This is a genomic window from Martinezella tropici, assembly GCF_008370325.1.
Lineage (GTDB): Bacteria > Pseudomonadota > Alphaproteobacteria > Rhizobiales > Rhizobiaceae > Rhizobium > Rhizobium tropici_B.
This window is the reverse complement of record NZ_VNIP01000018.1, coordinates 100,080-121,171: the sequence shown is the minus strand read 5'-3', so window position 1 is coordinate 121,171 and position 21,092 is coordinate 100,080. Positions and strand designations below refer to the sequence as shown.

At 61.3% G+C, this 21,092-nt stretch carries 13 protein-coding genes; 6 read left to right on the top strand and 7 right to left on the bottom strand.

Annotation, left to right across the window (positions count from 1 at the left end):
* Window positions 1–7: 7 nt before the first annotated feature.
* On the bottom strand, window positions 8–529 hold the full coding sequence (lptE, locus tag FP026_RS28765) for an LPS assembly lipoprotein LptE (RefSeq protein ID WP_149637973.1): 522 nt from the start codon (window positions 527–529) through the stop codon (window positions 8–10).
* Window positions 519–3,149: a leucine--tRNA ligase gene (gene leuS / locus FP026_RS28760; protein WP_149637972.1), complete on the bottom strand. Its 2,631-nt coding sequence runs from the start codon at window positions 3,147–3,149 to the stop codon at window positions 519–521. The genes lptE and leuS overlap by 11 nt, the downstream gene beginning before the upstream one ends.
* Before the next feature lie 201 nt (window positions 3,150–3,350).
* Between leuS and FP026_RS28755 the strand changes: the two genes are divergently transcribed.
* A complete protein-coding gene (locus FP026_RS28755) occupies window positions 3,351–4,010 on the top strand; it encodes a YggS family pyridoxal phosphate-dependent enzyme (RefSeq protein ID WP_149637971.1) in 660 nt (219 codons plus the stop codon).
* Window positions 4,011–4,069: 59 nt separating this feature from the next.
* Here the strand turns inward: FP026_RS28755 and FP026_RS28750 are convergent, their stop codons facing one another.
* Window positions 4,070–4,777 (bottom strand): DUF1013 domain-containing protein, encoded by a 708-nt coding sequence (locus tag FP026_RS28750; RefSeq protein ID WP_149637970.1) that lies wholly within the window; start codon window positions 4,775–4,777, stop codon window positions 4,070–4,072.
* Window positions 4,778–5,001: 224 nt separating this feature from the next.
* Between FP026_RS28750 and acs the strand changes: the two genes are divergently transcribed.
* Window positions 5,002–6,960, top strand: coding sequence for an acetate--CoA ligase (acs, locus tag FP026_RS28745; protein ID WP_149637969.1), 1,959 nt, complete (start codon window positions 5,002–5,004; stop codon window positions 6,958–6,960).
* 62 nt (window positions 6,961–7,022) lie between these two features.
* Here the strand turns inward: acs and FP026_RS28740 are convergent, their stop codons facing one another.
* Both FP026_RS28740 and FP026_RS28735 read right to left on the bottom strand, forming a co-directional pair.
* Complete coding sequence (locus tag FP026_RS28740; RefSeq protein WP_149637968.1) at window positions 7,023–8,015, bottom strand: alpha/beta hydrolase family protein; 993 nt, start codon at window positions 8,013–8,015, stop codon at window positions 7,023–7,025.
* Between the two features lie 37 nt (window positions 8,016–8,052).
* A complete protein-coding gene (locus FP026_RS28735) occupies window positions 8,053–8,280 on the bottom strand; it encodes a DUF1674 domain-containing protein (protein WP_149638033.1) in 228 nt (75 codons plus the stop codon).
* 221 nt (window positions 8,281–8,501) lie between these two features.
* Here FP026_RS28735 and htpX point away from each other — a divergent pair, with 221 nt between their 5' ends.
* The 4 genes from htpX to purH all read left to right on the top strand — a co-directional run bounded on the left by htpX (window position 8,502) and on the right by purH (window position 14,481).
* Entirely contained in the window at window positions 8,502–9,488 is a 987-nt protein-coding gene (gene htpX, locus FP026_RS28730) for a zinc metalloprotease HtpX (protein WP_149637967.1), read from the top strand.
* The gene (locus FP026_RS28725) at window positions 9,485–10,894 is read left to right on the top strand and encodes an RsmB/NOP family class I SAM-dependent RNA methyltransferase (RefSeq protein ID WP_149637966.1); all 1,410 of its coding nucleotides are present in this window, start codon (window positions 9,485–9,487) and stop codon (window positions 10,892–10,894) included. The genes htpX and FP026_RS28725 overlap by 4 nt, the downstream gene beginning before the upstream one ends.
* Window positions 10,895–10,987: 93 nt before the next feature.
* Window positions 10,988–12,691, top strand: a complete 1,704-nt coding sequence (locus FP026_RS28720) for a heparinase II/III family protein (RefSeq protein WP_149637965.1) — start codon at window positions 10,988–10,990, stop codon at window positions 12,689–12,691.
* Between the two features lie 173 nt (window positions 12,692–12,864).
* On the top strand, window positions 12,865–14,481 hold the full coding sequence (gene purH, locus FP026_RS28715) for a bifunctional phosphoribosylaminoimidazolecarboxamide formyltransferase/IMP cyclohydrolase (protein WP_149637964.1): 1,617 nt from the start codon (window positions 12,865–12,867) through the stop codon (window positions 14,479–14,481).
* A gap of 168 nt (window positions 14,482–14,649) precedes the next feature.
* On the opposite strand, the gene FP026_RS28710 is transcribed toward purH, so the two are convergent.
* Together FP026_RS28710 and FP026_RS28705 are read right to left on the bottom strand one after the other, a co-directional pair.
* Window positions 14,650–16,044: an MFS transporter gene (locus FP026_RS28710; protein ID WP_149637963.1), complete on the bottom strand. Its 1,395-nt coding sequence runs from the start codon at window positions 16,042–16,044 to the stop codon at window positions 14,650–14,652.
* Between the two features lie 48 nt (window positions 16,045–16,092).
* The gene (locus FP026_RS28705) at window positions 16,093–20,883 is read right to left on the bottom strand and encodes an NAD-glutamate dehydrogenase (RefSeq protein ID WP_149637962.1); all 4,791 of its coding nucleotides are present in this window, start codon (window positions 20,881–20,883) and stop codon (window positions 16,093–16,095) included.
* Between the last annotated feature and the right edge of the window lie 209 nt (window positions 20,884–21,092).

The following is a 21,092-nucleotide window of genomic DNA, read 5'->3' as shown; positions in this document are numbered from 1 at the left end:
CTCTTTGTCAGTGGCTGAGCGCGGCTGCTATGTCGGCAGCCACCATCTCGGCAACTTCGCGGGCCGCACGGTCTTCCGAATCACGGATCGCGCGCTGCTTGGCGAATTCCTGCGTCGGGAAATCGACGAGCGACGTTACCGAGCGGCTGCCTGATTTAAGGACCTTGCCCGTGACGGCTTCTTTCAGCGTAAAGGACGCAGTCACTGTGGTACGGCCGGCTGCCGACGTACTGGACGACGGCAGGTAGATAACGCCTCCCGTACCGGAGGCAACGCTGAGATCGACGGTATATTTCGGCGTCTTCGTTTCGCCGGCGCCTCGGCCCGCAATGAAGATCAGCTGATTGCGGACCTGCAGGCCGACGCGCGAACCGACGTCGGAGAAAGCGACTTCCGAAAGCTTCTGCGTAACGCCCGTGCTGACGGCATAGAGCGGCCGAACCTGACAGGAGGACAGAAGGCCGGCAACAGCCACAAGGGAAGCGACGCCGGCGACGCGGGCGAACTTGAAAAGACTATCAGACGACAATGTTTACGATCCTCTGTGGAACGACGATGATCTTCTTTGGCGCCTGACCATTCAATGCGCTCGTAACGGCATCCAGGGCGAGCACGGCCTGCTGCACGGCATTCTGATCTGCATCGCGCGCGATTGTCAATTCGGCGCGCTTCTTGCCGTTGATCTGAACGGGATAGACGATTTCGTTTTCGATGACGAGTGCCTCGTCATAGGCTGGCCAGGCACTGGTCGCGATCATGTGCGTGTTGCCGAGCGCCGCCGAGCATTCTTCAGCCAGATGCGGCGTGATCGGCGCAACCAGCGCAATCAGGATTTCGACGGCCTCGCGGACCGCGGAGCGGTAGGCGCCATCCGCCTCACCAGCCGCGACCTTGCTTAGCGGGGTGGCGAGAGCATTGACGAATTCGTAGATGCGTGCCACGGCCTTGTTGAAGGCGAGCTTGTCGTAATCGCCCTGAACCGCCTTCAGCGTGCGATGGGCGATCTGCGAAATCGCCAGCGCTTCGCCTTCCTTAGCCGGAGTCGGTTCAACGGTCTTCAGGGCGTCGGCGGCTTCGGAGACCAGCCGCCACATGCGCTGGGTGAAACGATGCGCGCCTTCGACGCCCGCTTCCGACCAGATGACGTCGCGATCGGGCGGCGAATCGGAGAGCACGAAGAAGCGGGCCGTATCGGCGCCGTAGGAAGCGATGATGTCATCCGGGTCGACGACGTTCTTCTTCGACTTCGACATTTTCTCGATCGAGCCGATGGCGATGTCCTCGCCAGTCGACAGCAGCGTGGCGCGGCGCTGGCCGTCCACTTCCTCGATCTTGATATCCACCGGCGAAACCCATTCGCGCGTCAGGCCATTGCCGCGGCTATAGGTCTCGTGCACCACCATCCCTTGCGTGAACAGGCCCTTGAAGGGCTCCTTCACGTCGAGATGGCCGGTTTCACGCATGGCGCGGGTGAAGAAGCGCGAATAGAGCAGGTGCAGGATCGCGTGCTCGATACCGCCGATATACTGGTCGACGGGCAGCCAGTGATTGGCCGCTTTCTGATCCGTCGGCTGGCTTTCCCAGGGCGCGGTGAAGCGCGCGAAATACCAGCTCGAATCGACGAAAGTATCCATCGTATCGGTTTCACGCCGTGCATCCTTGCCGCATTGCGGGCAGGCGACATGCCGCCAGGTCGCGTGCCGATCGAGCGGGTTGCCTGGCTGGTCGAAGGTCACGTCGTCGGGCAGCCGGACCGGCAGATCCTGCTTCGGCACCGGCAGCACGCCGCAATCGTCGCAATGGATCACTGGGATCGGGCAGCCCCAATAGCGCTGACGGGAAATGCCCCAGTCGCGCAGGCGGAAATTCACCTTGCGCTCGGCCTGCGGCGCATTGCCAAGGCTCGTCTCCGAGAGCTTCGCCGCCACCGTCTCGAAGGCTTCCTCGATGCCCATGCCGTCGAGAAAGCGGGAGTTGATCATTACGCCATCGCCATCATAGGCGGTGTCGCCGATGCTGAAGCTTGCGGCATCACCATCCCTCGGCATGACGACGGCAACGACGGGCAGGCCGTACTTGCGCGCGAAATCCAGGTCGCGCTGGTCGCCGGACGGGCAGCCGAAGATGGCGCCCGTGCCATAGTCCATCAGCACGAAATTGGCGATGTAGACGGGCAATTCCCAGGACGGGTCAAAGGGGTGGCGAACCCGAATACCGGTATCCATGCCCTTCTTTTCCGCCGTTTCCAAGGCGGCGAGCGATGTACCGGCGCGCCGGCACTCCTCGCAGAAGGCCTCGATCGCCGGATCCTTGGCGGCCGCTTCCTTGGCGAGCGGATGGTCAGCCGAGATCGCCAGAAAGGAGGCGCCGAACAGCGTATCGGGCCGGGTCGTGTAGACCGTGATCTCGCGATCGCTATTGGGGGCGGTTTCGGCCACGATTTCCCAGCGGACGGTCAGGCCCTCGGAGCGGCCGATCCAGTTCTTCTGCATCAGCCGCACTTTTTCGGGCCAATGGTCCAGCGTGTCCAGGGCATCCAGCAGATCCTGGCTGAATTCGGTGATCTTGAAGAACCACTGTATAAGCTCGCGCTGCTCCACGAGCGCGCCGGAGCGCCAGCCGCGGCCGTCGATGACCTGCTCATTGGCGAGAACGGTGTTGTCGACCGGGTCCCAGTTGACCTTGGACTTCTTGCGGTAGACCAGGCCTTTCTCCATCATGTCGATGAAGAGCATCTGCTGACGATGATAGTAATCGACATCGCAGGTCGCGAACTCGCGGCTCCAGTCGAGCGACAGGCCCATGGCCTTCAGCTGGGTGCGCATCGAAGCGATGTTCTGGTAGGTCCATTCCTTCGGATGTACCTTGTTGTCACGCGCGGCGTTTTCGGCCGGCATGCCGAAGGCGTCCCAGCCCATCGGATGCAGCACGTTGTAGCCGCGGGCGCGCTTGTAGCGGGCGACGACATCGCCCATGGCGTAGTTGCGCACATGGCCCATGTGGATGCGGCCCGACGGATAGGGAAACATCTCAAGAACGTAGTATTTCTCACGCGGATCGGCATTGTCTGTCACGAAGACCTTTTCTTCGTTCCATTTTTCCTGCCAGCGGGGCTCGGCATCGCGCGGATTATAACGTTCGGTCGTCATCTGATCTTGTATTCCGGAAAATCATGGGGAGTTAGGGGGTGACCTTCACCACGAAACTATCGAAGCGTCAAGTTTAGCGGTTGCGGCAAGTGCCTTATCTTGCAAAGCAAAGCCGGATTCGGGTGTATTCGCCCTTGGCAAAGCCTGGCTGCCTCATTACTGCAAGGGTTGAGAAGCAAGCGAACATATCGAGGCGAAAAGATGGAACTTCAAGAGCGCCTGAACGAAGTCCGTTCCCATATCACGGCAGCCGAACGCCAGGCTGGCCGACCCACCGGCGCCGTGCAGCTCGTCGCCGTTTCCAAGACATTCGACGCCGATCAGATCCGACCGGCGATTTCGGCGGGCCAGCGGGTGTTCGGCGAAAACCGCGTGCAGGAAAGCCAGGGCAAATGGCCGGAGCTGAAGGCCGAAACGCCGGGGATCGAGCTGCACCTGATCGGTCCGCTGCAATCGAATAAGGCCGCCGATGCCGTGGAGCTATTCGACGTCATCGAGACGATCGATCGGGAAAAGATCGCCCGCACCATCGCCGATGAAATGAAGCTTCAGGGCAAGAGCGTGAGGCTTTATGTGCAGGTCAATACCGGCCTGGAGCCGCAAAAGGCCGGTATCGCTCCCGATGATACCGTCGCTTTCGTCGATTTCTGCCGCAAGGAGCTCGGACTTTCGGTCGAGGGCCTGATGTGCATTCCGCCGGCGGACGAAAATCCGGGGCCGCATTTTGCCCTGCTCGCAAAGCTCGCCGGGCAAGCCGGCGTCGAAAAGCTCTCCATGGGCATGTCGAGCGACTATGAGACCGCCGTTGCCTTCGGCGCGACAAGCGTGCGCGTCGGCTCTGCGATTTTCGGCGCGCGCTAGCGCGCAAAAAACCCCGGTCGAAAACCGGGGCTTTGCATTCTTATCCGCTATGCCGGATTTTAGAACTGATCGTCGTCCTCGTCGTCGCGGCTGGTCGACTTCAGCGACTTCAGCTTGGCGAAAACGGCGTCGGCGTCGATTTCCTTTTCCTTCTCTTCTTCACGCTCATAGCTGAAGCCGAGCTTCTCGGTTTCCTGAGCCGGCTGCAGCGTCGCGCCGAGTTCGGCGGCGGTCGGCAGCGGACGGCCCTTGGAGGCCTTTTCGACTTCCATGTCGAGGTCGATCTGGCTGCAGAGGCCGAGGGTGACCGGGTCCATCGGCGCCAGGTTGGCCGAATTCCAGTGAGTGCGGTCGCGGATCTGCTCGATGGTCGACTTGGTGGTGCCGACGAGGCGGGAAATCTGCGCATCCTTCAGTTCCGGATGGTTGCGCACTAGCCAGAGAATGGCGTTCGGTCGATCCTGACGCTTGGAGACCGGCGTGTAGCGCGGGCCGCGGCGCTTGGATTCCGGTACGCGAACCTTCGGCTCGGAAAGCTTCAGCTTGTGGTTCGGATTGGCTTCGGCGCGGGCGATTTCGTCGCGGGTCAGCTGACCGGTCGAGATCGGGTCGAGGCCCTTGATGCCCTGAGCGGCTTCACCGTCGGCAATGGCCTTCACTTCAAGCGGGTGCAGCTTGCAGAACTGCGCGATCTGGTCGAATGACAAGGCTGTATTGTCGACAAGCCAGATGGCGGTTGCCTTCGGCATGAGCAATTGTTGAGCCATGGATATAGTCCTTCTGTCAGTCCGCGCCGGTGTCGCGGTCCGGGGTGTAACACCACATTGTCCGGGAAATACGGCCCTATATAGCGACAGTGTCGCGGAATTGCAATTCTTTGCGCATGAAATGCACTTTGTCCAATTGCTGTCGTAGTTTGACCTGCTATTTATTGCGCGGAAAGGGCACTCGCATTTGTAAATCGGAGTGCCGGGGATTTGAGGAGGAAACAATGTCGGAGAAGATTCATCCTGTGACGAAGCCTATCAAGGCGCACGCCTTGATCGACAAGGCGAAGTACCGGAAATGGTATGAGCAGAGCGTCGAGGATCCCGACAAATTCTGGGGCAAGCATGGCAAACGCATCGACTGGTTCAAGCCCTATACCAAGGTGAAGAACACGTCCTTTACCGGCAAGGTCTCGATCAAGTGGTTCGAGGACGGTGTCACCAACGTCTCCTATAATTGCATCGACCGGCATCTGAAGAAGCATGGCGATCGCGTCGCTTTCATATGGGAAGGCGACAATCCCTATATCGACAAGAAGATCACCTATAACGAGCTCTACGAGCAGGTCTGCCGGCTGGCGAATGTCTTGAAGAAGCATGGCGTCAAGAAGGGCGACCGCGTCACCATCTATATGCCGATGATCCCGGAAGCCGCCTACGCGATGCTCGCCTGCGCCCGCATCGGCGCGGTGCATTCGGTCGTCTTCGGCGGCTTCTCGCCGGAAGCGCTCGCCGGCCGCATCGTCGATTGCCAGTCGACCGTCGTCATCACCTGCGATGAGGGCATTCGTGGCGGCAAATCCATCCCGCTGAAGGAAAACACCGATACGGCGATCAAGATCGCCGCCAAGCAGAAGGTTTCGGTCAAGACCGTCATCGCCGTGCGTCGCACCGGCGGCAAGGTCGGCTGGGAGCCGGGCCGCGATCTCTGGTATCACGAGGAAATCGCCAAGGTGAAGGCCGATTGCCCGCCGGCGAAGATGAAGGCGGAAGACCCGCTGTTCATTCTCTATACCTCCGGCTCCACCGGCAAGCCGAAGGGCGTGCTGCACACGACGGCCGGCTATCTCGTCTATGCGGCGATGACGCATGAATATACGTTCGACTATCACCCCGGCGATATCTACTGGTGCACGGCCGATGTCGGCTGGGTCACCGGCCATTCCTATATCGTCTACGGGCCGCTCGCGAATGCCGCGACCTCGCTGATGTTCGAAGGCGTGCCGAACTACCCGGACCAGGGCCGCTTCTGGGACGTCATCGACAAGCACAAGGTCAATATCTTCTACACGGCGCCGACGGCGATCCGTTCGCTGATGGGGGCCGGCGATCATTTCGTCAAGCGCGCCTCGCGCTCCAGCCTGCGCATCCTCGGCACGGTCGGCGAGCCGATCAATCCGGAGGCCTGGGAATGGTACTACAAGGTGGTCGGCGACAGCCGTTGCCCGATCGTCGATACCTGGTGGCAGACGGAGACCGGCGGCCACATGATCACGCCGCTTCCGGGCGCGACGGACCTCAAGGCCGGTTCGGCCACCCTGCCCTTCTTCGGCGTGCAGCCTGAGCTGGTCGACAATGAGGGCAACGTGCTGGAAGGAGCCGCCGACGGCAATCTCGTCATCGCCGACAGCTGGCCCGGCCAGATGCGCACGGTCTATGGCGACCACGAGCGCTTCATCCAGACCTACTTCTCCACCTACAAGGGCAAGTACTTCACCGGCGACGGCTGCCGCCGTGATGAGGACGGTTATTACTGGATCACCGGCCGCGTCGACGACGTGCTCAACGTCTCGGGCCATCGCCTCGGTACGGCGGAGGTGGAATCGGCACTGGTGTCGCACAGCCATGTTTCGGAAGCGGCCGTTGTCGGCTATCCGCATTCGATCAAGGGTCAGGGTATCTACTGCTACGTGACGCTGATGGTCGGCCAGGAAGGCTCGGACGCGCTGCGGCAGGAGCTGGTGAAACACGTTCGCGCCGAAATCGGCCCAATCGCCTCGCCGGACAAGATCCAGTTCACGCCCGGCCTGCCGAAAACCCGCTCCGGCAAGATCATGCGCCGCATCCTGCGCAAGATCGCCGAAGACGATTTCGGCGCACTCGGCGATACCTCGACGCTTGCCGATCCGGCTGTCGTCGATGATCTGATCGCCAATAGGCAGAACAAGGCGGATGCGGCGTAAGTCTGACCAGGGGCATTGGGCCATTTGACGTTAGGTGAGAGCTGTGCTCTCGCCTAAGTTTCTCATTCAGCGGTGCTGAAAAAAGCAATTGCCATTTGAGCAACATGGTTGTGCACGTTTTCGCGTACCAAGCCCGCAATGTCGGTAAAGACTGCTGGTGATGCCTTCAGGCCTTGTGGTGTGGCCTCAGGCAAAAACGTATAGTGGCCCACTCCGCCGCCCATGATTTCAAGAGAGCTGGAGCGCACATTCTCGTGGAGCCATGTGCAGCATTCGTGAGCCGGCGCTATGATATCTGCGTCGCCACCAATGATCTGAACAGGAGCTGTTATTTCTTCGAGGCTTTCCTTGGCAAAGCCGAGAACCGACCGACCTGGCGCGATCGCCAAAGCGGCCTTCACTCTTTCGTCTCTGAAGTTGCCTCGTCGTCGATTCCATGACTCCAGGAACCTGCTGTCTTGGAGAAGCGAAGGAATGTGATCCGCCAAATCAGGGAATTCTCGCGGGCCGCGTATGGGGCTCTTCTGAGGGTTATCTGGTTCGAACTGAGAGTAGGCAATGCGCGCGCCGACAAACAGCATCGCGGTATGGGCACCTGCGGAAAATCCCGCGACATGGGCTTGATCTTCGACGGCTCCTCCCAAAACCTCTCTCCAGTCATTTGCGTTGAGCAAGGCGGTCAGATCGGCCGCTCGCTCCCAAAGACAGAGGAATCCCTCTGCTCTGTAGGGTTCCGAACCTGTATGGCCGTGATGGTCGATACCCAAGGCCACGAAGCCGGCCTGAGCCAATCGATGTCCGAGCCATTCTAGTCCGATGGCAAGGCCGCCCGACCCATGGGACAGCAACACCAGGGGGAGCGGATCGGAAGACTTCTTCATCGGCACGTTGGGCGCGACCGGCTTTTGCTTGAACCAAGACGGCGAAGATGCAATTTCGATTGCATCATCATCGGCCGGATACCACATGGACCAAGCCAAAGGGCGGTGGCCGGTACCGCTCCAGTTTGCGCGCTTCTTATCAAAGGACAGACCTTGAGAGAAACCTACAGGCATTATTCTCCCATCGAATGACGGCTAACCTAAACTCATCTCAAAAATCGATCGCCCGTCCATTGATCTCCCAGTCGCCGAAGCGTGCGGGGTCGGCGCCGCCGCGGCCGCCGATTTCCGGGGGGAGCTCGGCCTGTGCTTGAGCTTCCTGCACCTTGCGGCGCTCCTCGGCTTCGGCAAGCGCGCGCTTGGCCGCAGGCGAGAGCGGCTTGCGAGTGATTTCACCGGTTTCGGTGTCGAGTTTATTGTCGTTATCGGCTGTCTGCATGATCTGATCGGTCCGGAACCGTTGAATTAGGCGGAGGAATAGCCAAATCATAGAGCATGATGCCGAAAAGTGTGAACGGTTTTCGGGTGACATCATGCTCTGCTTTTTTGATTTCGGAGCGGATTCAGATTTCAGGTCGAAAAGACCTGAAATCATCCGGCTCCGGCGCGTCCGGCCGCAAAGAAAAAGGTTCGGACGACAGATGTGTTGGAGACCCCTCGATGAATCTCATGCGTACTGCCATGCTGCTGGCCTTCATGACCGCTTTGTTCATGGGCGTCGGCTATCTGATCGGCGGTCAATCGGGCATGCTGATCGCATTCGTCGTTGCTGCCGGCATGAATTTCTTTTCCTACTGGAATTCCGATCGCATGGTACTCTCCACCTATGGTGCGCAGGAGGTGGACGAGCGCAGTGCCCCGGAATTCTACCGCATCGTCCGCGATCTAGCCCGCAATGCCGGCCTGCCGATGCCTAGGGTTTATCTCTATGACAGCCCGCAGCCGAACGCCTTTGCCACGGGCCGCAATCCGGAAAATGCCGCCGTTGCCGCCTCCACCGGCCTGCTGCACGGGCTGACGCCCGACGAAGTCGCTGGCGTGATGGCGCACGAGCTTGCCCATGTGCAGAACCGCGACACGCTGACCATGACGATTACGGCGACGCTTGCCGGCGCCATTTCCATGCTCGGCAATTTCGCCTTCTTCTTCGGTGGCCGCCGCGACAACAACAATCCGCTCGGCATGGTCGGCGTCCTCGTGGCGATGATTGTCGCCCCTCTGGCTGCCATGCTGGTGCAGATGGCGATCAGCCGGACGCGCGAATATTCGGCCGACCGCCGCGGCGCCGAGATCTGCGGCAATCCGCTTTGGCTTGCCTCCGCACTCGGCAAGATCGCCCGCGGCGCAGAGCATATTCCGAATGAAGAGGCCGAAGGCCATCCGGCGACGGCGCATATGTTCATCATCAATCCGCTCTCCGGCGAGCGCATGGACAATCTGTTTTCCACCCATCCGAACACGGAAAACCGCATCGCCGCGCTGTATGAAATGGTTCGTTTCAGCGGCGGCAGCGCCCCGCCGATGACGCCATCTTCGGACTTTGGCTCGACGGGACCGTCCTTCACTGCTAATCCGGGGCGCAAATCGCGCTCCGTGCCGAATACGGGTCGCGGTGGTTCGCAACCGCCGAAGGGTCCCTGGTCTTGAGTTCTGACACGAAAAACAATGCTTCCAATAGAGACGGAAAACGATCGGGCAAGCGGCCTCAGCAATCCCGCCCGCTCGATTCGTCTCCGCCGAAGCCTGGCCTTGCGGCCCGCGCGGCGGCGGCAAAGATCCTGGGAGCCGTGCTGGACCGCAAGACGCCGCTCGACGGCATGCTCGATTCTGAAGGCGGCAGTGCTGCCTATACGACGCTCAGCGACAGCGATCGGGCGCTGGTGCGCGCCATTTTGAACAGCGCGCTGCGGCACCTGCCGCGCATCGAGGCGGCAATCTCGTCGCTGCTCGATTCACCGCTGCCGGAAGGCGCCCGCGCGCTGCATCATGTGCTTGTTGTCGGCGCGGCGCAGATCCTCTATCTCGACGTACCGGATCATTCCGCCGTCGATCTTGCCGTCGAGCAGGCTAACCGCGATCCCCGTAACCGCCGTTTCGCCAAGCTGGTCAATGCCATTCTCCGCCGCATCGGCCGCGAAAAGCAGGAGATTCTTGAGCGGGTCGCGAAAGTGCCGGCCATGCCGGACTGGTTCCTCTCCCGGCTGGAGGCGGCCTATGGTGCTGCCGCTGCGCTCAGAATTTCCGACACGCAGCTCGAGCCGGCCGCGATCGACCTCACGGTGAAATCCGATGCAGAAGGTTGGGCGAAACGGCTGAACGGCACCGTGCTGCCGACGGGCGGCTTGCGGCTTGCCGCTTTCGAAGGAGCCATTCCCTCGCTGCACGGTTTCGATGAGGGTGAGTGGTGGGTGCAGGATGCCGCCGCCAGCATTCCGGCAAAGCTTTTCGGTTCGCTGGCCGGCAAACGGGTGGTGGATCTCTGCGCAGCACCCGGCGGCAAGACGGCTCAGCTCATTCTCGCCGGCGCTAAGGTCACCGCACTCGATCAATCCGCCAACCGCCTGAAGAGGCTGTCCGCCAATCTCGGGCGCCTCGGCATGGAAGCCGAGACCGTCGTTGCCGATATGAGCAAATATCAGCCCGACGAACTTTTCGACGCCGCTCTTCTCGATGCCCCCTGCTCCTCGACGGGGACGACACGCCGCCATCCGGACGTGCTCTGGACCAAGGGGCCGGAGGATATCGCCAAGCTTGCCGCCCTGCAGGAGCGCCTGCTTCGCCACGCCCTGACGCTGGTCAAGCCGGGCGGCGTGGTGGTGTTTTCCAATTGCTCGCTCGATCCGGAAGAGGGCGAGGATCTGGTCGCGCGCCTGCTCTCCGATACCGACAATGTCGAGCGCGTGCCGATCGCCGCGAGCGATTGGCCGGGTCTCGAAACGGCGATCTCGCCGCTTGGAGCGTTCCGCACCACGCCGGATATGCTGCCGCTTTCCGATGGCTTTGCTTCTGGTCTCGACGGCTTCTTCGCCGCCGTGCTTCGCCACACGCGCTAGTTGTACATTGGCGCATCATTCCCCAGGACGGTTAAAAAACCCGGTAATATGTCCTTAATCGGTATATCCGTAACCTCTTTTTAACCACGGGCCATGAGAGTAAGCAAAAGCAAATATGCAGGTCTGCGGCAGGGTTTTGTGAGTTCATACATGCGGGAAGCATGGCGGCGGATGTCGCGCCGCGCGGCGTTGACGCGATTGCGTCTCACCCGCCACACGATGCGTGTGCCGGAACGCCTGATCGTGGCGCCGACCGATCTGCGCAGCGTCGATCCCTTTTTCGTCGAAGAGCTTCTGAACGGACGCATCCTGCTGGCCGGGCGCGTCCTGGAAACGCAAGGCGCATCGCCCTTCTCGCTCGAACTGCCATCGCTGGCCTTTGCCGCCCGGCTGCATAATTTTCGCTGGCTGCGGCATTTGCGGGCGGAGAAAAGCGACCAGGCCTCGGCCATGGCGCGGTCGATCCTTACCGATTGGATTGCCGTTCATGGCCGCCGGCTGCACGGTCTTGCCTGGTCGCCTGATATAGCGGCGCAGCGACTGATCGCGCTCCTGTCGCATTCGCCAGTGCTTTTGCATGGCACCGACAGCGGTTTCTACCGCCGTTTCATGCGGATGCTCGTCTTCCATGTGCGCTTTCTGCAGCGGATCGTTTCGTCCTCGCCGGATGGCATCACCCGGTTCCGCGTGCGCATCGCGCTTGCCATGTCCTCGGTCGCCATGCCGAGCAGCGCTCTGCGGCTGAAGCGCGCCGGCCAGGCACTCGACCGTGAGATCGACCGGCAGATTCTGCAGGATGGCGGCCATATCTCCCGCAATCCGCGCGCGTCGCTGGAACTGCTGCTCGATCTGCTGCCGCTGCGACAGACCTACGTCAATCTCGGCCATGACGTGCCGATACGGCTTATTCCCGGCATCGACCGTATGTATCCGGCGCTGCGCTTCTTCCGCCACCAGGATGGCGATCTGGCGCTGTTCAACGGCGCGACCTCGACGCTTGCCAACGAGCTGATGTCGGTGCTGCGCTATGACGAGACGGCGGGGCAGGCTTTCAAGGCCTTGCCGCACACTAGATATCATCGGTTGGCGGCCGGTTCGGCCGTCGTCATTATCGATGTGGGAACCGCCGCCTCGGCCGATCTTAGCCGCACGGCGCATGCGGGCTGCCTTTCCTTCGAAATGTCATCGGGCAAGACGCGCTTTATCATCAATTCCGGTTCCCCGGAGTTTGCAGGCGAGCGCTTTACACAAACTGCGCGGGCGACCGCGGCGCATTCGACTGTCACGCTCAACGACACCTCATCATCGCAGTTTTCCAAATCGAAATCTCTCGGGCCGATCATGGTCGGCGGTGTCAAGAAGGTCATCGTCGAGCGCGCCGAGACCGAAGACGGCCGCGATTATGTCCGGGCCGCTCATGACGGCTATCTCTCGGCCTTCGGCTATGTCCACGAGCGGGAGCTCAGCCTCAATGCCAGCGGCACGATCGTCGCCGGCCGCGACCGGCTCTTCGTGCCGGAGGGCAGGAAACAGCCGCCGAAGGGCGAAGGCATTGCCTCCGCTCGCTTCCATATCCACCCTTCCATCAGCCTTCTGCAGACGGAAACGGATTCCGCGCTGCTGATCGCGCCGGATGGAGAGACATGGGTCTTCTCCTCGCCGGGCAACGAGGTGCTTGTCGCGGAGGACATCTTCTTTGCCGATCCTTCGGGCATGCGTTCTTCCGATCAGCTCGAGATCGTTTTCCGAATCACGGAAAAGCCGGAAATCCGCTGGTTTTTATCCCATCGGCCATAGGCTAAGCGCGTCAGCTATGCTAACGGGGCGGCATTATCCGTCCCGCGCCATCTACGCCGGACGCCTCGTCTCCTCATGCCGGAGCGTATCAGCTCTGTTTTTGTTATCTCGCAATTCCGGACGGAAAACCGCTGCGCACTTTTCCTGGAATTGCTCCAGACCGGAGAAAGCCCATGGCCGTCGTTTCCAAGAAAATTCCCGCTCCCGACAAGGTGAAGGTGAAAACCGCGCTTCTGTCCGTCTTTGATAAGACCGGGATCGTCGAGCTGGCGCGTGCGCTCAGCGAGCAGGGCGTGCGCCTCCTGTCGACCGGCGGCACGCACAAGGCGATTGCCGCAGCGGGTCTCGCGGTGACCGACGTGTCGGAAGTCACGAATTTTCCGGAGATCATGGACGGCCGCGTCAAGACGCTGCATCCGAAGGTCCATGGCGGTTTGCTTGCCATCCGTGACGATGCCGAACACCAGGCCGCGATGAAGGAACATGGCATCGAAGGCATCGATCTTGCCGTTATCAATCTCTATCCCTTCGAGGACGTACGCAAGGCTGGCGGCGATTATCCGACGACGGTCGAGAATATCGACATCGGCGGCCCGGCGATGATCCGCGCTTCGGCCAAGAACCATGCCTATGTGACGACGCTCACAGATCCGGCCGATTATGCCGAGCTGCTGGCGCAGCTTGCCGCCGATGCAGGTCAAACGACCTATGATTTCCGCAAGCGCATGGCCGCCAAGGCTTTTGCCCGCACCGCTGCCTACGACGCGATGATCTCCAACTGGTTTGCCGAAGCGCTCGATATCGCCACGCCGCGCCATCGCGTCATCGGTGGGGTCCTGCGTGAGGAGATGCGCTATGGCGAAAACCCGCACCAGAAGGCGGCTTTCTACGTGACGGGCGAAAACCGCCCCGGTGTTTCCACGGCGACGCTCATCCAGGGCAAGCAGCTTTCCTATAACAACATCAACGACACAGATGCGGCCTATGAGCTCGTTGCCGAGTTCCTGCCGGAAAACGGCCCGGCCTGCGCGATCATCAAGCATGCCAACCCCTGCGGCGTTGCCACCGGTCCGAGCCTGGTTGAAGCCTACAAGCGCGCCCTTGCCTGCGATTCGGTTTCGGCCTTCGGCGGTATCATTGCGCTGAATAGCCTGCTCGATGCGGAAACCGCCGAAGAGATCGTCAAGCTCTTCACCGAAGTCATCATTGCGCCCGAGGTTAGGGAGGAAGCCAAGGCGATCATCGCCCGCAAGCCCAACCTCCGCCTGCTCTCGGTCGGCGCCTTGCCCGATCCGCGTGTGCCGGGCCTGACCGCCAAGACCGTCTCAGGCGGCCTGCTGGTGCAGAACCGCGACAATGCCTTGGTCGAGGATATGGAGCTCAAGGTCGTCACCAAGCGCGCGCCGACGGCGCAGGAGCTGGAAGACATGAAGTTCGCCTTCCGCGTCGCCAAGCATGTGAAGTCGAATGCCGTCGTTTACGCCAAGGACGGCCAGACGGCCGGCATCGGCGCGGGACAGATGAGCCGTGTCGATTCCGCTCGTATCGCCGCGATCAAGGCCGAGGAAGCCGCCAAGGCCATGGGGCTTGCCGAGCCACTGACGCGCGGTTCGGCCGTCGCCTCCGAAGCCTTCCTGCCCTTTGCCGACGGCCTGCTTTCGGCGATTGCAGCAGGTGCCACCGCGGTCATCCAGCCGGGCGGCTCCATGCGCGATCAGGAGGTCATCGACGCGGCCAACGAGCACAATGTCGCGATGGTCTTCACCGGCGTGCGTCATTTCCGTCATTGATCAGCGGATATACCAGATTCGAAGAATGCATATCCCGGTTGGTTCGCCAGCCGGGATTTTCTTTACCTAGAGCAATTCCAGGAAAAGTGCGTAGCGGTTTTCCGTCCGGAATTGCGTAAAAACAAGAGGATAGAGCGTTTTCGCGATTCGGAGAAAAGCGGAAAGGCTCTATTTCGTTGCCCTATCCGCCGGATAAGGCGTCGGCAGCAGAAGCAGCAGGCCGCCGGCGAGGAAGAGGACGAGCGTCGCCATGCCGAGGCGGGCCGAGCCGCTCCAGTAGGTCACCAGCGAGAAGAACAGCGTTGCCATGAAGCTGGTGGCGCGGCCTGACAGCGCGTAGATGCCGAAATAACGGCCGGCCTCCGAGAGGCTGACGCTGCGGGCGAGATAGGAGCGCGAGGAGGCCTGCACGGGGCCGAAGGCGATGCCGATCAGCAGGCCGTAGCCGATATAGGCCTTTTCCGCCGCGGTGCCGAATAGGCCGCCGGAATTGACGGTCGAGAGCGGAACAAGGCCGAAGAGCGTGAAGCCGGGTCCGGTCGATATGATGCCGAAGGTGGCGACAAGCAGCAATGTCAGGCTGATGACGACGGTCGTCTTCGAGCCGAGCCAGCGATCGACATAGCCGGCGGCGAAGCAGCCGAAAATGGCGATGACATTGAGGATGATGCCGTAGATACCGATCTCGATCGTCGCCCAGCCGAACATGCCGGCCGCGAAGGTACCGCCGAGGATCAAGAGGCCGTTGACGCCATCCTGATAGATCATGCGGGCGATGAGAAAGAGGCTGATGCCGCGCCGGCGCTTCAGCTCGCTGAGGGTCGCCGATAGCTCGCGGAGGCCCGAGCGAACCGCGGTGCGAAGCGGCAGGCCGCGGGCGGCGTCCGGCGTGAAGAGGAACATCGGCAGGATGAAGATCAGATACCATGCGGCCGAAATCGGCCCGGTGATGCGGGCATCCTCGCCGAGTGCGGCATCGAGGCCAAAGAGTGGTGTCAGGCCGAGGATGGTCTTTCCGGTCTGCGGATTGCCGGCGAGCAGGGTCACGACGGTGATCAGCACGATCATGCCGCCGAGATAGCCGAGGCCCCAGGCGGCGTTCGACAGCTTGCCGACATCGTCCTTGCCGACCAGCCGAGGCATCATCGAATCATTGAAGACGATCGAGAATTCGGCCGAGATCGACGCCAGGATCATGAAAATGACGGGATAGATGACAGGCGATCCAGGCGCTGCCCCCCAGAGGCAGAAGAGGCTGGCGATCTTGATGACGGCGAAGAAGGCGATCCACGGTTTACGGGCGCCGGATTGATCGGCGATCGAGCCGAGGACGGGGGAGAGAATGGCGATGATCACCGAGGAGATCGTCGCCATATTGCTCCATGTCGTCTGTGCGGAGACGGGATCGGCCGTCAGCCGCGCGACGAAATAGGGGCCGAAAATGAAGGTGGTGACGACCGTGAAAAAGGGTTGGGCCGCCCAGTCGAAAAACATCCAGCCCCAGATACCGCGTGCCGGCACTTTTGCCGGCACGTCATTGTCAATAATTTCGGTCGCCACCAGATTCAGCCCTCATTCCCTCATCCGCATGACGAGGTCGGGCGGACTGTGTCACCTTGACCTGCCGTTCGCAAGATCGGTAAGCAGGCCAGCGGCGACAGTGATGCGGGCGAGGTTGGGATCGCCGCTTTCGCTGAGGCCGCCAAGCTCTTCGGCGATGCGATTGATGCGGATACGGTCTTCCGCATGCCATGCCTGAACCGGCTGTTTGTCCTTCGGATGGTTCGACAGTGCGGAGATGACGATATCGCGGCGGGCGCCGGCGATCTGGTCGAGGCTACGCGCCAAAGCGAGGCTCTCATAGTGGTCGCCGGTGACGATCCGGCTGCCGGCGAGTAGCAGGCGGCCGACACGGAAGGTCTGCGAGACGGTGAAGTAGCTTTCGGCCGCCCGGTTCAGCGTATCGCCGGTGCGTTCGGCGATCTGCATGATCTCCGGCACGAGGACGAGCGCGTAGATCGTGGCGATCTCCGAAGCGAGCTTCTCCGGCAGGCCGGCAGCCTGATATTCCGCTTCGCGAGCGGCGATCTCGGCTGCGAAATCCGCCGGGATGTGGCTGAGGAAGACGGGGCGCAGCTTCTTCAGGGCTGCACGAAGCCGGCTAACAGTTTCCTCGATATCGCCCTTGGCCGCTCCGGTCTTCAGGAGGAGGCGCGTCAGCGCGGTATAGACCTCGGTGATCTCGCCATAGACTCGGTTCTGCATCTGGCCGCCAACCTTGCCATCCAGCGCGTCGGTCTCGTTCCAGAGCCGGTCGAGATCGAAACCGTCGCGGGCGATGACGGCCGCCTTGACGACTTCGGCAGCCGATGCGGCCGTCGCGTCCATCATGCTCACCGCAAAGCCCGGGCCGCCACGGTTGATCGCTTCGTTGGCAAGCGCCGTGCCGATGATCTCGCGGCGCAGGCGGTGACTTTCGATATCGGCGGCGTTCGAGCGCTGCATCTTGGCGGGGAAATAGCGGCTGAGCGTTGCGGCGAAATAGGGATCGTCGGGCAGGTCGCTCGCGACGATCGCATCGAAGAGGACGATCTTGGCGTAGGAGAGCAGCACACCGATTTCAGGGCGGGTCAACGGGCGTCCGTTGGCATAGCGCTCGGCGAAGGTCTGGTCGTCGGGCAGGGTCTCAACCTTGCGGTTGAGCTGCTTTGCCGCTTCCAGCACGCTCATGAAGCGGCTGAGTTCGAGAGCGTTGCCTGCACCCTTGCGCTCTGTCAGCGAGATCGCCAGGGATTGCAGGTAGTTGTTGCGCAGGACGAGAGATGCCACTTCATCGGTCATGGAGGCGAGCAGTGTGTCGCGCTTGGCGCGCGTCAGCCGGTCGTCGAACATGGCAGATGCCAGCGCGATCTTGATGTTGACCTCGACGTCCGAAGTGTTGACGCCGGCGGAATTGTCGATGGCGTCGGAATTGCAGCGCCCGCCCTTGAGGCCATAGGCGATGCGGCCCTTCTGCGTGACGCCGAGATTGGCGCCCTCGCCGATCACCCTGGCGCGAACCTCGTCAGCCGTGATGCGGATCGGATCGTTGGCGCGATCGCCGACTTCCGAATCCGTTTCAGCGGTTGCCTTGACGTAGGTGCCGATGCCGCCGAACCACAGCAGGTCCACTGGCGCCTTGAGGATCGCCGTCATGATCTCGAAGGGGGTTGCGACCGCCTTGTCGATGCCGATGGCCGCCACCGCTTCCGGCGTCAGCGTGACCGATTTTGCCGAGCGCGAGATGATCATGGCGCCCTTCGACAGAACGGACTTGTCGAAATCCTGCCAGCTCGAGCGCGGTAGGTTGAAGAGGCGCTGCCGCTCAGCGAGCGTCTTGCCCATGTCCGGATCGGGATCGATGAAGATGTCGCGGTGGTCGAAGGCGGCGAGCAAGCGGATTTTCGGCGACAGCAGCATGCCGTTGCCGAAAACGTCGCCGGACATGTCACCGACGCCGACGACGTCGAAGGGCGTTGTCTGTATATCGATGTCCATTTCGCGGAAATGTCGCTTCACGGTTTCCCAGGCGCCGCGAGCGGTGATGCCCATCTTCTTGTGATCGTAACCGGCCGAGCCACCCGAAGCGAAGGCATCGTCCAGCCAGAAGCCGGCTTCCTGCGCCAGCGCATTGGCGGTGTCGGAGAAGGTGGCGGTGCCCTTGTCGGCAGCGACGACGAAATAGGGGTCGTCACCATCAAGCCGCACGGTGTCGGCCGGCGGGATGATATCGGCGCCGGCGATGTTGTCGGTGATCGACAGCAGCGTGCGGATATAGGTCTTGTAGGCTTCGCGGCCGGTATTGAAGATCTCGTCGCGGCTGCCGCCAACGGGGAGCTTCTTCGGATAGAAGCCACCCTTGGCGCCGACGGGCACGATGACCGCGTTCTTGACCTGCTGCGCCTTTACCAGGCCCAGCACTTCGGTGCGATAGTCTTCGGCGCGGTCAGACCAGCGCAGGCCGCCGCGGGCCACCTTGCCGAAGCGTAGGTGCACGCCCTCCACTTCGACGCCGTAAACGAAGATTTCGCGGAAGGGGCGCGGCTCGGGCAGGCCATCCAGCAGCTTCGGATCGAGCTTGAAGGCAAGCATGGCCTTCGGCGTGCCGTCCGGGTTCTTCTGGAAATAGTTGGTGCGCAGCGTCGCGTCGATGGCGTTGACATAGCGGCGCAGGATGCGGTCGTCGTCGAGGCTTGGAACATCGGCAAGCTCGGTTTCAATGCCTGCATGCAGGTCGACAAGCTTCTTCGTGCGGTTCTTGTCGCTGAGTTTCGGGTCAAGCGTGTCATGGAAGAGGCGGAAAAGCGAGGCAGCGATGCGCGGGTATTTGTCCAGTGTCGCGGCGATGTAATCCTGCGAATAGGCGATGCCTGCCTGGCGCAGATAGCGGGAATAGGCGCGCAATACATTCGTTTCGCGGGCGGAAAGGTCGGCGGAGACGATCAGCCTGTTGAAGGCATCATTGTCGATCGTGCCGCCGAAAGCGGCGAGGAAAGCTTCTTCCAGGGCCGCGCCATGGCGGGTGAGATCGATCGTTACGCCGCTTCGAGCTTCGAGCTCCATATCGTGAAGCACGACATGGCCGGTCGAGCCGTCCTTGGCAGTGACATAGATATCGAAGGTGCGCTCGCTGATGACGTTGAAGCCGAGATTTTCCAGCAGCGGCACGCGGCGCGACAGCGCGAGATTGCCCTGGCCATGAAAGATTTTCAGCGAGAGAATGTCGCCGGCTTCGTCCTTGCGGATATAGAAGGCGATGCGGATCGGTTCGACGCCGGCGGTTGCGGTGATATCAGGCAGATCGGCAAAGGCATCTTCCGGCGAAAAGGCTTCCTGGAAGGCCTGGCTGACGGAGATACTCGGCGCTTTCGGGCCTGCCAGCATGACGAAGCGTTCGTCCCAGCGGGCTGTGATGGCACGGATCGCCTCTTCGAGCTTCGCTTGCGGGATATGCGGTGTCTTGCCGGCGCTACGTCCGATGATGAAATGCACGCGTGCCACGCCGCCTTCCGGGAAGGCCGGATAATAGGCGGAGACGCGGCCGTCATAGACTGACTTCAGGTAGTTGCCGATCTTCTCGCGGACGACGGAATCATATTCCTCGCGCGGCACATAGACGATTACCGAAACAAAGCGGTCGAAATGGTCGATGCGCGGCAGCGCCCGCACGCGCGGCCGGTCGGCCAGGTCGTTGATTTGTTCGGCGAAGCTTGCGAGCAGCGTCGTGTCGATCTGGAAGAGGTCGTCGCGCGGATAGGATTCCAGCGTGTTTTCGAGCATGCGGCCGGAGTGGCTTGTGGGATCGAAGCCGAAATGATCCTTGACCTTCTGGACCTTGGAGCGCAGCAGCGGCACTTCGGCCGCTGCACTGGTATAGGCCGTGGAGGTGAAGAGGCCGACGATGCGCAGCTCGCCCGTCACGTTGCCATCCGCGTCGAAGCGCTTGACGCCGACATAATCCATATAGGCACGGCGGTGGACGATCGACTTGACGTTGGCCTTGGTGACGATCAGGAAATCCGGCCCGTTGAGGAAAGCGAGGATTTCCGGTGTCGTGGTGACGGCGTCCTTACCCTGCCTCAGAACGCGCACATCCGGATTGGAAAGGATGCCGAGGCCGGTGCCGCGATCACGCTCCACCTTGGCGTTGGCGCCCTTGCCGGAATAGACATATTCGCGCATGCCGAGGAAAGTGAAGTTGCCGTCACGTAGCCAGGCAAGGAAGGCGAGCGCCTCGTCGCGGTCGTTCTTGCGGCGGCCCGCCGCCTCATGGGTGGAAAGCTCCGAGATGACCGTATCGAGGCGGGACAGCATCGGCTTCCAGTCGGAGACGGTGAGATGCGTCTGGTCGAGCACGCTCTGGATCCGCTTGATCAGGTCCGTTGCCTGTGTTGCCGTCAAAGGCGAGAGATGAAGCTGGATATGGCTGACGCGATGGGCAGGATCGCTCGGATGATCGGCGGAATAGAGGCTCGGCTGCTTGCCCTTCTCGATGACCAGAATCGGGTGCACGGCCATATAGAGGTCGCGGTAGCTGCTGGTCACCTCGCCCATGATCGATTCGTAAAGGAAGGGCATGTTCTGGTCGGTGATCGAGAGGATCGACACGGCGGCGCCATCGGGCTCGATATGGGCGACCTGCTCGATGCTGACGCGCGGAGAGGTACCGCTCCAGGCTGCCAGTTCCCTGGCCGCGTGCGCCGCAGCAAGAGCCAGCATTTCCGGGGTGTATCGCTCCATATCGTCATTGCTGGCGCGGCCGAACAGGATTTCGGGATCGAGGTGCGCCTCGCCCGCCGTCGCGGCTAATTTGCGTGCCGCTTCGATCTGTTTTTCCCGTTTCGGATTGGTTCTCGGCGCCATGAAATTCCTCCCGATTTTCGAATTCTGACCACAGTAGCAGAAGGTTTAGCGAAAAAACTGGCAAAAAGAATGCGGATTTAGTTGCTTTTGGACCGATTTCGCTCCGTTTTTTCAAGAATCTTGCCGGAATATGCGCTTCCGATGCAAAGCAGATGAACATTGGCGTGAAATTGACGGAATAAGCTCGTCAACAGAGGTTTTCATGACTC